Source organism: Flavobacterium sp. N2038 (assembly GCF_025947185.1).
In the GTDB taxonomy this organism is placed as follows: Bacteria; Bacteroidota; Bacteroidia; order Flavobacteriales; family Flavobacteriaceae; genus Flavobacterium.
Genome location: NZ_CP110001.1, coordinates 1,076,289 through 1,089,528 on the forward strand (window position 1 = coordinate 1,076,289; position 13,240 = coordinate 1,089,528).

Below are 13,240 nucleotides of genomic sequence, written 5' to 3' on the forward strand. Positions count from 1 at the left end.
TAGCTTTTTTGCAAATTATTAAAAATAAGCACGAAGCTGAACATTTCCTGTATGAACGGTTGTTCCGGTTTCGCTTTTTCGTCCCTGGTAATTTAAATTAACGTCTAAAAAGGAGGTGATGTTTTTTTGCAAAAGTAATTTCCAGACTAAATTTTGCCCTGCCTGAAGACCTTCGAGCATTTGAAATCCTACAGATGAAAATTCATTTCCGTTGAATTTGTTTTCATAAAAAGAAAACTCCCCGTTTAATGTTATTTTCTTTTCCCCGGCAAACGAAAAAGAAGTTCCAAGTCGGTTTTGAACTAAAGTCTCAAAATTTCCAATCTGATTTTCTTTGTTCTGAAATTCGTAAAAGAAATCCAGACTTGTGTTTTTAGAAAATAAATAACTGATTTTTGGGGCAATTTGATACCCTTTCAGATCATAGTTTTTCTCGGTAAAATCTTTAGAAATCAGATCTGTTTTTATTGTTTTGGTAAAAAAATTAAACAGCCAGCTTTTTTGTAACAAGTGTGTATATTGTAATTGGTGTGAATTGTTTTTGACATTTTGTGAACCAACCGACAGTAGATTTTTTCCTTTATTAACCAAGTAAGAATACGTTACAGAATGTTTCTGTTTACCTCTATTATAGAATAAACTGTTTCTAAAACTCGAATTCAATCCCAGAATATTTTCTTCAGAAGAATCAAAAGGATTTAGTTCCAGACTACCGCCTTCGCTTTTTACTTTTCGATCCATAATAAAGGAAGTCTGATTATAGAAATAAGAAATAATTTTTTTGAGGCCTTTTTCATTTTGCCATTGCAACGGGTTCAAAGTCACAGATTGAGAAAATTTGTTTTGGTTTGTTTTAATATAAACCTGATTAGGCAAAAAGATTCTAATGTATCTCGCTTGATCTGCATAAGCTGCGACTTCAAATTCTTCTAATTCCTGTATTCCGTTTCCGTTATAATCATTCCACGTATAGACACCTTGACCGGTTGGAACTTCGATATAAGTAAATTCCTGTTGTGCAATTGTTCCGGAACTGGTTTCGTACGCAGTTCCAATTTGCATAAACTGATTGAAAAAGCGATCATTGTATAAAATTCGCGAATTTAATGATGGTTCATTTTTTCTTGTTTTATCAGTAAAATCTAAGTTTCTGTAACTGGCATAAACGGCCAGATCGGTCTTTTTGTTTTGGATTAATTTTGACTTTAAATAATAAGTTTGAGAATTGTTTACATGTTGTAATAATCCGTTTTGCAAACTATCATTTCGACGTTGTAAAAAACCTAATTCAACAAAAACTTTTGTACTGTCTCCACGACCAATAAAAGTGCCGAATTCAGAAAATCTTTGGCTTAAAGCCGAAAACTGATTGGTGATTTTGTCTTTTTCCTGATTGTCCTCAAGCTGCATACTTGCACCAACCCAGTTTTTGCCAAAATGATATTTTGTTCGGGTTTGATTTCTAATGAATTTTGAAGTCGAAGCTGTGGCATCTGAATTTAAAAAACTGCCTTGATTTTCTACAGTCCAGTTTTTCAGCTTAAAGAATGCTGTTGTAGTATGCCGCGCTCCCGAGTAGCTTTCGGTAAAATCAAGTTTCTCAAACTGATAGCTGAAAAGACCAATGTTTGAGGTTTCTTTTTTTGAAAACAAATCAAAATTTAATCCCGTAACGAGTAAACTTTGATTCCCCGATAAGGTTGTGTTTAAATTCCAGTCGCGATTAAATTCGATATTATACAAACGCTCAACCGATTTAAAATTTTCCTGCACAAACTGATAATTAACAAAAGCATCCAATGTCCAGCTTCTGGTAAAAAGACGCTTTTTGATGTTGGTTTTAAAAGCGATTCCTTCGTTGTTGCCATCATCAAGAGTAGAGAATAAATTTTTATCATTATTACTTATGGCAATTTCAAAATCGGCAAGAGTTTTTTCATTAGGATTGTATTTTCCAAGAAAAGTGGCAACCTGAAGTTTTATGGGCGCAATCAATTGTACAATGGGTTCGTAATTTCCTTGGGGAATACCGTTTTGAGGGGATACATATTCGTAAATTCTCTCGACCGAAGTATTATTTTGAATGATATAATTACCAAGATTATTGCCCACCAGACTAAATTTTACATTGTATAAAACCTCTGTGGCGTCTTTAGAATATTCATAAACTTCGACTGAATTGATTAAAGTTTTTTTATACAAAATTTTGTTGTCAGCATAAGTATCTTCATATGCAGAAGGTGCTTTCATTAAATTTGGATCATCTCCGGCCTGACTTAAAATCTGAACCTGATCTGTGGAAAGATTTTGCTGTAAAGGCTGATTTTTTAAATCGCTTTCAGAATATAAATAACCTCCAAAACTCCAGTTTTTATTTTCATGTGTTCCTCCAGCATAAGTTACCAGACGATTGTAGTTTCGTTCAGAATATTGGTATTCAACATTAATTCGCATTTCAGATGTGATTGTGAATAGCGAAGTAAAAACAATTTCACCTGCATTGTAATCAATCACATAGTCATTGTTTTCTCCACGCTTTAGTAAAACGCCGTTTACATAAACACGCTCAGAACCAGAAATAACTAAAACGTATAATTCGCCATTTTGACCTTTCAGTTTGTAGGGACCCTGATTTCCTTCCTGACCTGTAAAGGTACTTTTTGCATATTGACCCTTTACAAATGAAACTGATGCAAAAACATTGGTTTTACTTTTGCCGGTATCAAAATCAAAATTGGCAGATAGCCCCTGAACTTTTTTATTGAAATTTAAAAATTGGGTTTTTCGGTTTTCTAAAAAGATATCTCCTGCACGAATGTTCCAGTCATCGCTAAAAAGTTCCATAAAAATATTGTCAAACTGATCTAGTTTTTGCGAATATCCGCCATCCTGTAGCGGAATATTGTTATCCTGTAGCGAGGCCCGTAAACTCACTTTGTCGGATAATTTTCCGGTAATTTGTAAATCAAGATTAGAGTTTAAAACTGTATTTTGATTATTCCCGACAGTAAGGCCTCTGGTAATACTACCCGAAGTATTTAAACCATCAAAAGGAGTGACTTTTTTATCATTTGCATTCTCAATTCGGTATAGTTTTTCGGTGCCAACATCATTGGTTACGATCTGATCAGATTTATAAAGGCTATATTCTTTAGTAATAAAATCAGGATAGGTAAGATAATTGATAATTAAAGTGTCAGAAACAGCATTATATTTTTCGTTTAAAAGAAGTGTACCTTTTTGGAAATCAATTTTATAAAAAGTAGCGTCGACAGCTTCATTTTTAGTATTTAAAAGTTCAAAGAAGTCAGGGTTAATACTGAATTTCTCCAAATGAATAGTGTCGCGTGTTGCAATTACTTTTTTGGTTTTGTACGCTGATTCGGTATCCTGAGCCTGAAGCGCAGAAAACCAGATGAAAACCGTAAAAAACAGTAATTTTTTCAACATAAATACTTTAACTCTAAAAAGCCAAAAGTAGTATTTATAATTGGGAATTGTTGGTTGGAAATTTTAGTTTGTTAAGGAACAAAATAGGTGTTACACTTATCTTTTGAGATATAGTATTACGAAAATTAAAATAACCGAAAGTAATAACAAAAGTATAATAACAGAATCAGGATGGGCATAATTAGTATGCCATCCAAGCTCTCTTGTTTTTTTAGGAAAATATAATCGTTTATCTTTTGGATTATAATAAAACATTCCCCAAATCCAATTTTTAGGATCATTTTCCCACTCATTTCTATCCTTTTTATTGGGTTCGTCGTAATTTTTCATATTTATAAAGGATCAGGATTCTCGTTTTTTTAATTATAGTAAATTTAGTTAAACATTAATAATTAAAGAGTTATCTTAAGTTTTAAATGTAAAAAATGAATCTTTTATGAATTGGGTATCAATCATGATTTGAGAATATTTTTAAAATTATTCTAACAGGAATCAATTTTTTTTAGCTTTGTTCAGGATATAATAAACTTATTTTATGGATACTGGTAAAGAGATTTTATTCTTTTTTAGTGCTTTGGGGGTTTTCAACGGAATTATTTTGGGTTTTTATTTTTTCTTTTTTACCAAGAAAAAATACCTTACCAATTATTTCCTTGGAGCACTTTTATTTGCATTAAGCATCCGAATTGGGAAATCTGTTTTTATTTATTTTGATCCCGAACTACCAAAAATGTATTTGCAGTTGGGACTTACAGCTTGTTTTTTTATTGGGCCATGTTTGTATTATTTTCTAAGATCGGCGGTGGAAGAAATCAACATAATGCCAAAATCGTGGAAAATGATATTGCTGTTTTGGGGAATTCTAATTCTTGGTGTCGGATTCTGGTATCCGTATCAAACTTATCCAGTGCTTTGGAGTTTTTATTTTATTAGAATCATTTACTTTCAATGGTTTGTATATATCATTTTTTCAGGGTTCACGAGTAAAGATATTTTAAAGAAAATTTTCAATAAAAAAGAGAAAAGTAGTCCTTCTGAAATATGGTTTGGAACACTTTTTTTGGGGAACATTTTATTGTTTCTCTTTTATTTTTTAGCCATTATGGGCGCTCCAGGTGCAATTTACATAAGCGGTGCAGTAGTTTTTTCTCTTATTTTGTATCTGATAATTTCTATCCTTTTATACCGAAAGAAAACAGACGACTTATTTTTATTGAATGGTTCTAAGAATTCAGGTAAGAAGATCGATTCAGCTGAAGCAATTCTGATAGCCGAAAAACTTGAAAATATTATGATTGAAAGAAACCTGTATAAGAATCCAAATTTGAACTTACAGGATTTGTCACGAGAGATTAATATTTCGAGCCATCAATTATCACAGTTTTTGAATAACAATCTGGGAAAAAATTTTACCAGTTTTGTTAATGAATTTAGAATAAATGAAGCCTGCAAAATTATAACATCCAATAATAAACTGACTCTGGAATCTGTTGGCTATGATGTTGGTTTTAATTCGAAGTCAACATTTTTTGCTGCTTTTAAAAAACATACAGGAACTACGCCCTTAAGCTATCAAAATCAGGCTTTGCAGGCATAAACAGAGTATTAATTTATAAAATCGTACTCCTGATTTCGCTTTCGATTACCTCATTTCGTGCTTTTAAACTGACTTTTGTTCTCACAAAAAGTCAAATTTTAAAGGCAAAAAATCATGAGATTTTTAATTCTAATAGTCGTTTACATTTATTGTTTTTTTTTAAATGTAACACGATCAAATGCACAATCTATTCAGAGAATATCCGGAAAAGTAGTTAACTCAAATAACGAATTGATGATGGGTGCTGCAAGTATTCTGTACATTCAGGATTCTACAATTATTAAACATCAAAATTTTTTAGATGGTGTTTTTCAATTATCAGACATTAACCAAAAAGAAATTATTCTAAAACTAACTTCAGAAGAATTTGAGGATCGTTATTTGAATGTGAAATATGAAGGAAAAGAAGATCTTGATTTAGGTTCTATTAGTATTACGGAGCATCAGAAATTAAATGAAGTTGTTATAAAAAGTCAGCCGTCATTACTTAAATATGGCGCAAATGGAAATATTGATGTTAACGTAAACGGAACGGTTTTGGCAACGAGCAGTTCTGTAAATGAACTATTGAGCCGTGTACCGAGTGTAGTAGTTGCGGAAGGGCAAATCAGTGTGCTCGGAAAAGGCGAAGCGATTATTTATCTAAATGGAGTTTTGATTAATTACGAACGTTTTGCTGCGATTCCGGTTTCTCAAATTGCCAGGATTGAAGTTATTTCGAATCCTTCTTCCAGATATGATGCCGAAGGAAAAGCGGTAATCAATATTACGATGAAGCAAAACATTGAAAGTGGTATAATGGGAACCGCAAACCAGCATGTAACAGTTTCAAAATTTGGAGGAACTAGTACCAATACACTTTTTGATTTTAGTTATTCTAAAGGGAAATTCTCTTTCATAAGTAATTACGGTTTGCAATTAGGCAGAAATCGTGAATTGTTGTACACTACTAGAACACGCCCAAACCCTGATGATTATATGAAATCTGAATTGACAACAGATTGGAAAAGACGGTTTAATAATTATTCTAATTTTGGTTTCGGACTTCAATACAATTTTTCGGCAAAAGGTTATATTTCATTAGCATACAGTGGCAATGTAAACGATTTGGGAGGTATTACAGAAAGCAGAAATTTGATAACGAATAATTCAGGAAATAGTTTTTATGCCACAGATGTAGACAGAAATGATGTTTTGTTAAATCAGTTTGTCAATTTGAATTATAATTTGACAACCCAAAAAGGGGCTACACTTTTTGTTGGATCACAATTCTCTAATTACAATCAGACCATAGGGGATTTTATCGAAGAAAACAGTTTTGTTAAAGAAACAAATTCAGACAGATATTTAAAGAATAATGTAGGAAGCAGGATAAATATCTTTGCAGTTCAGGCAGATTACACAAAAAAAATAGATGAAAAAATAAAGCTGGAAACAGGAGCAAAGTTTAGTTATACCACTATAAAATCAGGAACTGATTTTTTGGTCTCTGATGATAATTTGGATTTCGAATTAGACGAGGACCTTTCAAGTGATTTTGAATATAATGAAAAAATTGCTGCAGCTTATTTCAACTATGTCAGAACATGGAATGATAAAATCAATTTTTCACTTGGAGTAAGAGCAGAAAAAACAAGCTATAATTTATTTACAAATGCAAACAAAGTTCAGGAATTTGAAAAAAGTTATGGCAACCTCTTTCCAAACTTACTTTTAAATTTTGATTTTTCAGAAGATTGGAAAGGACATTTTTCTTATGCTGCAAGAATAACAAGACCAAGATATCAAGCTTTAAATCCATATGTTATTTATCAGGATCCATTTACTACAATTGAAGGAAATCCAAATTTACTCCCGGAAAAAACACATGCTTTTGAAATTGGTACGATGTATAAAAAGTTCGATTTTAAAATAGGATATACTTATAAAATCGACCCGATTTCCGCTGCGGCATTACGTGGTGATACACCCAATAGTTATGTTTTAAGAGCTTTAAATCTAGAAAAAGGACATACTTTTTTTGGTTCGCTTTCGCGTTCTTTCAATTTCAGGTGGTGGAATTCTACTAATACAGTCAGTGTTACCTGGCAGAAATCTGTAGATAATTTTTACGGATTTGTTTTCAGTCCTGTAGAACCTCAGTTTTATTTATATTCCAATAACACCTTTACAATTCCAAAGTTTTTCAAACTACAGCTTTTAGCTTGGTATTTAAGCGACAGAAGTTATGGATTGGGAACTGAAAACAGCCGTTCGACAGTAACTTTAGGAATCGAAAGAAATTTTCTTAAAGAGGCGCTAAAACTCAATTTCTCCGCAAATGACATTTTTCATAAGTTCATGATTTCTGGTGATTATAATGTTGGAGAAACTCAAATTTATTACCATAGAACCTATACAAGTAATTATTTTAAACTTGTCGCTACATATACTTTTGGAAACTCCAAAAAGACCACTTACAAGAAATCTGAAATTGAGCAGACGGAGAATAATAGGGCGAGGTAAAGTTTATTTGATGTGCCTTATAGTGTATTAGAAAAAGAGAAGCTATTTTATATCCAAATCATATTTTCCGGTATTGTAATCATCTATTATCTTCTTAGTACTTTCTAAGTCTTCTTCTCGTATGTTTAGAATTACGGGAGCATTACCTCCGGCAGAAACAGACCATGGCTGAATGCTGGACATGTATTCATTAACAGTAAAAACTGGAATATCATTATTTTCTAATAAATTTTTAATATTTATTGCTTCAATATGGGAGCCTCTGAAAATTTCTATCATGATTATTTGCCATTGAGATTAATTATTTTTCTTTCCAGTAATCGCTATAAAAATTATTGGTTTCCATTAGTTTTTTATGATTTCCTGATTCTGAGAGAGTTTTTTTTGGGGAATAATTCTATATTGGAACTGTTGGGTTTATTGCCTAGAGAATCTATTAAAAAATCATTTCAGAATCGTATTAATATTTTATTGTTTATAAGTTAGTAACATTGCAGATGATATCATTTTATATTTTCTCCATTGTGATTGTGCACTTTGTTTATAATAATGAATGGAATTGAAAGATGGTATAAGAAGAGGGAAGCTTAATTTATCTCCTGTTTTGGATGCTTCGATCCATTCGACAGTCACGATTACATCATCTTTTGTTACGATGTTGTAGTCAGCCAAACTTACATTTATCCAACCTTTTGTATTTTGTACTTCTGAATAAATGTCAATTTTGTTAATTCTATTTGAAGGGATTTCGTTGCTTATACCATAAATATTGATTCTAAACTTAATTTTTTCATAGTTGTTCTCTTTAATGTAAAATTTAAATCCTTCTATTATACTTGGTTTTTTTGAACCAAGTATAAATTTTCTGCCTATTTCGGATCCTAAATTTATATTTTTAATTTCTGGATTAGCAAAAAAAACTTGATTTTTACTTTTAGTTTTTTCTTTACCTTCTGTGTAGCTTTTTAGATTATCAAAAGATATTAAGACTTCTTCAAGTTCTTCAACGTGGCTTTCTAAATAAATATCGGATATCTTATTATCCAATAAGTCTTTAATTATAAATTCCTTGCTTTTAAAGCCAAGTGACGAAATTTTTAATGTATCTAAAATATGTGAATCATTTATCTTTAGTATAAACTCGCCCTCATTATTAGTAACTGTTCCTATTGGTTTGCTTAAAACTCCAATATTAGCATATTGAATTGGTTTTTTTAGATCATCTAAAACTGAGCCTTTAATTATTCTCTCTTGAGAAAAAACATTACTCAAACTAAATAATAATATAATGCTAATTGCTCTTATCATTGTTGTTGTTTTCATAAATCAAATTTGTAGAGTTAACAAGGATATGTCCATTGAGTAGGTGTATTTATATATTTTATGCTTCAAAATTTTATACGCATCCTGAATGACATTTAGTTATTGATATTATTTATCTTTCCAGTAATCGCTATAAAAATTATTGGTTTCCATCAATTGTTGATGATTGCCAAATTTAGATATCGTTTTATTTTCCAGTATATAAATAGTATCTGCTATATTTTTAAGTTTGTTCAGACGATGAGAAATGAATAATACAGCGCAATTTGATTTTATTTTTTGAAGCAGTTGGATTGTAAAGTTTTCAGTATTTCTGTCCATTGCAGAAGTTGCTTCATCGAGAATTAAAAACTGCGGTTTTTTGTACAACGCCCTTGCGAATGCAATAATTTGTTTTTGTCCGCCACTTAGATTAATTCCCTCTTCACCTACAATTGTCATTAAACTTTGAGGTAATTGATTGAAATAAATATCAAAACTGTATTCAGTAATAAAGGTTAAAATGTTTTCAGCTGTGTCGATTTCTCCAAGTAGAATATTGTCAATTACGTTTCCATTAAAAATCGTAATTTCTTGAGGAACTACACCTAATAAATCTCTATAGTTTTTAAGCTCAATTTCATGAAGTTCATGTTTATTATCTACAATTATTTTTCCATTTTCAAATGAATAAAAACGTTGTAATATCTGCCCTAGAGTACTTTTCCCACTTCCGCTTTCACCAACAACGGCAGTAAGTTTTCCTTTTTCAAGTGTAATATTGACATCATGAAAAAGCTCACTTCTTCCTGCAAATCTAAATGAGAGTTTTTGAATCGAAATTTTATTGATTTCCTGAATTTTAAAACCTTCTTCATTTTCTTTTTCAATTGATGCAAACTCATACATTCTATTAAAGGCAATTCTAGCCTCATTTATAGGAATGGATATTAAAGCTAAATTGGCAATTGAAGGAAGCAAAGAACCAGAAATGCCTAATATTGCCATTAGTTCTCCGATTTTAATTTCGTTATTAAAAACCTGCATAGAAGTATAAATCAAAATTCCGATAATGAACGCGACATTTGCCAAGCCAGATTGCCAAGATAAGGTTATATTGATTTTTCCGAGATTAAATATCTGATCTTGATATTGGGCAAAAATATGCCGATTGAGTTCGTTAAAAATAGATTGTTTATTATCTGTTTTTATAGTTGAAATTCCTTGAATTGTATTTATAAAATTGCTTTCATTAACGGCAGAACTTTGCATTACTTTTTTTTGAGACTCTAGAATTTTTTTATTCTTGCGATAAATTATGAAAAAGTAAACGGGGATACTTAAAATGCAGATTAATCCCATTTTCCATGAATAGAGAAATAAAAATACGGTTGAAATTATCGATACCAATATGTCTATTATTAAGGAACTTGTTAGAAGCTTAATTACATTTTGTATACGTTGTGTATCATTTAATCTGGAAACTAGTTCACCTGTTTTTCTGTTGTCAAAAAAAGATTTAGGAAGTTGTAATAGTTCACTAAAAAAAGAATTGTTTATTCGATTATTAAAATCTTTTGACTGCCTAAGAAGAAAATATTGTCTTAAAATAGATATTCCTACTCTGGCTGATAAGAGAACGGCAAGAAGAATAATACCTGAAATTAATTTTGTGACATTATTAGATGGGAGAATATCATCTACAAGTTTTTGAGAAAATAAAGCCATTGCTAATCCAAGGCCTGCAACGAAAACACCAAGTAAAGTAGAAATCCATATTAGTTTGTAATCTTCTTTTAGAAGATTTAAGAACCATTCTTTTTTATTGTCTTGTTCCATTTTTTGAGTGATAAAAGAATCATTTGGTTCAAGAGTTAAACAGGTTTTGGAAACCCAAAAATTCCCTAACAGTTCTATAGGCATATTGTAAATACCTACTGCTGGATCACCAATCAAAAATCCATCTTTTTCAGAGTATTGATAGCAAATGACATAATGTTCTAATTGATTTTCTATTAATAAGTGTAGAATAACAGGTTTATTATGTTTTATTAGAGAGTTAATATCTGCTTCACATCCTTCAGCATTAAAACCTAATTTATTTGCTGCTTGATATAAACCTAGCATAGTAGTGCCTTGCTTTGTTGTACCACTTAATTCTCTAATTTTTTCTAAAGAACTATTTCCATTGTATAATTTTATTATAGATAATAAACAAGAGGGACCACAATCAGATTGATCTAATTGTAAGGTATGCGTTTTTGTAATCTGTTTTACATTTATTGTAGGCACTTATTCTTTCTTTAACTTTTGGATTATGTTTTCAGGTTTTGTTTGTCCTTTTATCTTTTCTATTAGTTTTTGATTTTTGTCATAAAGTACAATGCAAGGCAGTGAGGTTACGTCAAATGTAGAAGTAAAAGTAGCTTTACTGTCATGCAGAAAATGAATATTATCATAATTAATCAGTTGATGGTTTTGAGCGAAATTTTTAATTTGTTCGATGTTCTCAAATGATACAAAGATGATTTGAACACTCTCAAATTTCTTTATATTTTTATGTATCATTTGAGCTTCTTCGTTGCAATATTCACATTCTGTATTGAAGTAAATAAAAATAGTTGGAGTTTCTGTCTTTAAATTTTCATTGGTAAAAATTCCTCCTTTTATATTTTGATAAGAAAATTTAGGAATCGTTTTAATGTTTTGCTGAACTTCTTTTTTATAATTTATTTTGGAGAGTATTTGATAGCCTAGAAAAAGAAAAGTGCTTACAAATAATAAGATAAAAATGCTTTTAAGTGATTTTCTCATTTTTCTTGATTTTCCTTTAATAAGGTTATAATAATTAGTAAGATCATTGAAACGATCCCTGATAAGGCATGAAGTAAATTAGTGTCATAAAAAAAGTATCTGATTATGTAAATTATAATCATGATGCAGGATAATACGAAAAGAACTTTTTTAAGTTTTGACATTTTAACTATAATTAAGTGTAAAAAACATTACTGTTGCTACCCATAAAAACAAAGCAGGGACATAACTTATTCCAACTATTTTTAGACCATAATCAGCATTTGTATTGGTTAATTTGCCAATTTGAAAACTTAAGTAAATGATGTAGAAAAACTCAAAAAAATTTAAGACTTGAAATGGATAAATAAACCATGTTTCTAAATCTTTATAACCCGTAATATTAAGGGCTGAGAGTGGATAGAAATATTGAATATCATTTAAATCATAATTCGTTTGGAAGAAGTAAAACCATATAATTTTAAAAACGGGTACTAACAAAAAAATAAATTCTGCTTTTATAGTTGCATCCCATAATTGATTATACTTTGTTTCTTTTGATAATAAAAACAGTCCAGCATATAAAATTAGAGAAATTGCAGAAGTCTTAATTAAGATTAATAAAGGAATGTATAAATAAGTTAACCAATACCATTTATCTTGAAATTCTATAAAGTTATTTACTTCTCTTTGTGTTAAAAGATCAGACATAAAATGTTGAAGTAGTTGGTTTATATTTAATAGATCGTTTGTTATTTTATTAATAAGTACAAATGCTACAGCTAGAATTATAAACTTAAAAAGGGACCTGTATTTTTTTTTTTGCATTAGAGATTTTGAAATTATGGGTATTTTTTACTGACATAAAAATAAACGTTAAGTATATTTTTTTGTAGAGAGCATTATCTTTTAAAGGATAATGCTCTTCTATTTGCTATCATTAGATTAGTTTTTGTTTCTAACTCTTTGTTTATAACTTTTCTTTGTTTTTTTTAAGAGCATTTATGTATCCTATAAAAATTGCGATTGAGGATAAAAATGGCCCTATCGAATATCTGAAATCTGAAAATTTTAAATCATCAAAATTTTTTCTTTCAAATAACCAACTTAAGGTTAAGCCTAAATAAAATAAGGAAATCACAAGTAAAATGAACAGTACACCTTTGTTAATTTTCATGATTTTTGAAGTTTAATTGAAATTACTTTTTTTTAGTAATTTATTTTTGCTTTTCGTGTTTTTAACGGTTAGTTTGATTTTTAACGACAACTTGCCCCCCACTGAGCAGAAGCATATATGAAGCCAGCTGCACCAATTCCTGCTCCTACAACAGAAGCACCACCAGCTACTAGACCTGCAAATCCTATTAATAGACCAACAGATGCCCCTGCACAGCTTGTTAAAAAGCTACCACCACCTTCATGTGTCGCATCGTATTGATTTGCATCTTTTAATTGCACATTAGCTCCCCCTATCAAAGTTTCCATTTGATTTAATTCTAATTTTTTCATAGCTAAAAATTTAAAGGTTATAAAATTTTGTTTTTTATTATAGTTAATGATGGCTCCTCCTTAACTCAATTATTCTCTTGTTTC

At 30.3% G+C, this 13,240-nt stretch carries 11 protein-coding genes; 2 read left to right on the forward strand and 9 right to left on the reverse strand.

Features of this window, described 5'->3' with window-relative positions; translation table 11 throughout:
* Window positions 1-18: 18 nt before the first annotated feature.
* Both OLM51_RS04775 and OLM51_RS04780 read right to left on the reverse strand, forming a co-directional pair.
* A complete protein-coding gene (locus OLM51_RS04775) occupies window positions 19-3,450 on the reverse strand; it encodes a hypothetical protein (RefSeq protein ID WP_264553254.1) in 3,432 nt (1,143 codons plus the stop codon).
* Between the two features lie 96 nt (window positions 3,451-3,546).
* Window positions 3,547-3,780, reverse strand: coding sequence for a hypothetical protein (locus tag OLM51_RS04780; RefSeq protein ID WP_264553255.1), 234 nt, complete (start codon window positions 3,778-3,780; stop codon window positions 3,547-3,549).
* A 205-nt stretch (window positions 3,781-3,985) separates the two neighbouring features.
* On the opposite strand from OLM51_RS04780, the gene OLM51_RS04785 reads away from it, so the two are divergent.
* Window positions 3,986-5,047 carry a helix-turn-helix domain-containing protein gene (locus OLM51_RS04785; RefSeq protein WP_264553256.1) on the forward strand — a complete coding sequence of 354 codons (1,062 nt, stop codon included), beginning with the start codon at window positions 3,986-3,988 and terminating at the stop codon, window positions 5,045-5,047.
* Window positions 5,048-5,161: 114 nt separating this feature from the next.
* Entirely contained in the window at window positions 5,162-7,552 is a 2,391-nt protein-coding gene (locus OLM51_RS04790) for a TonB-dependent receptor domain-containing protein (RefSeq protein WP_264553257.1), read from the forward strand.
* A 42-nt stretch (window positions 7,553-7,594) separates the two neighbouring features.
* On the opposite strand, the gene OLM51_RS04795 is transcribed toward OLM51_RS04790, so the two are convergent.
* The 7 genes from OLM51_RS04795 to OLM51_RS04825 all read right to left on the reverse strand — a co-directional run bounded on the left by OLM51_RS04795 (window position 7,595) and on the right by OLM51_RS04825 (window position 13,132).
* Window positions 7,595-7,831, reverse strand: coding sequence for a DUF2007 domain-containing protein (locus tag OLM51_RS04795; protein ID WP_264553258.1), 237 nt, complete (start codon window positions 7,829-7,831; stop codon window positions 7,595-7,597).
* A 189-nt stretch (window positions 7,832-8,020) separates the two neighbouring features.
* Entirely contained in the window at window positions 8,021-8,875 is an 855-nt protein-coding gene (locus OLM51_RS04800; protein WP_264553259.1) for a carboxypeptidase-like regulatory domain-containing protein, read from the reverse strand.
* A gap of 108 nt (window positions 8,876-8,983) precedes the next feature.
* Window positions 8,984-11,146 carry a peptidase domain-containing ABC transporter gene (locus OLM51_RS04805; RefSeq protein WP_264553260.1) on the reverse strand — a complete coding sequence of 721 codons (2,163 nt, stop codon included), beginning with the start codon at window positions 11,144-11,146 and terminating at the stop codon, window positions 8,984-8,986.
* Window positions 11,147-11,668, reverse strand: coding sequence for a TlpA family protein disulfide reductase (locus OLM51_RS04810; RefSeq protein ID WP_264553261.1), 522 nt, complete (start codon window positions 11,666-11,668; stop codon window positions 11,147-11,149).
* A 165-nt stretch (window positions 11,669-11,833) separates the two neighbouring features.
* Window positions 11,834-12,475: a hypothetical protein gene (locus OLM51_RS04815; protein WP_264553262.1), complete on the reverse strand. Its 642-nt coding sequence runs from the start codon at window positions 12,473-12,475 to the stop codon at window positions 11,834-11,836.
* 142 nt (window positions 12,476-12,617) lie between these two features.
* Window positions 12,618-12,824 (reverse strand): hypothetical protein, encoded by a 207-nt coding sequence (locus OLM51_RS04820; protein WP_264553263.1) that lies wholly within the window; start codon window positions 12,822-12,824, stop codon window positions 12,618-12,620.
* 80 nt (window positions 12,825-12,904) lie between these two features.
* Window positions 12,905-13,132: a hypothetical protein gene (locus OLM51_RS04825; RefSeq protein ID WP_264553264.1), complete on the reverse strand. Its 228-nt coding sequence runs from the start codon at window positions 13,130-13,132 to the stop codon at window positions 12,905-12,907.
* Window positions 13,133-13,240: the final 108 nt, after the last annotated feature.

Coding starts and splice junctions, on each gene's coding strand:
- OLM51_RS04815 (WP_264553262.1), bottom strand. CDS start 12,475: ATGCAAAAAAAAAAATACAGGTCCCTTTTTAAGTTTATAATTCTAGCT.
- OLM51_RS04820 (WP_264553263.1), bottom strand. CDS start 12,824: ATGAAAATTAACAAAGGTGTACTGTTCATTTTACTTGTGATTTCCTTA.
- OLM51_RS04825 (WP_264553264.1), bottom strand. CDS start 13,132: ATGGAAACTTTGATAGGGGGAGCTAATGTGCAATTAAAAGATGCAAAT.
- OLM51_RS04800 (WP_264553259.1), bottom strand. CDS start 8,875: ATGAAAACAACAACAATGATAAGAGCAATTAGCATTATATTATTATTT.
- OLM51_RS04790 (WP_264553257.1), top strand. CDS start 5,162: ATGAGATTTTTAATTCTAATAGTCGTTTACATTTATTGTTTTTTTTTA.
- OLM51_RS04810 (WP_264553261.1), bottom strand. CDS start 11,668: ATGAGAAAATCACTTAAAAGCATTTTTATCTTATTATTTGTAAGCACT.
- OLM51_RS04795 (WP_264553258.1), bottom strand. CDS start 7,831: ATGATAGAAATTTTCAGAGGCTCCCATATTGAAGCAATAAATATTAAA.
- OLM51_RS04785 (WP_264553256.1), top strand. CDS start 3,986: ATGGATACTGGTAAAGAGATTTTATTCTTTTTTAGTGCTTTGGGGGTT.
- OLM51_RS04780 (WP_264553255.1), bottom strand. CDS start 3,780: ATGAAAAATTACGACGAACCCAATAAAAAGGATAGAAATGAGTGGGAA.
- OLM51_RS04775 (WP_264553254.1), bottom strand. CDS start 3,450: ATGTTGAAAAAATTACTGTTTTTTACGGTTTTCATCTGGTTTTCTGCG.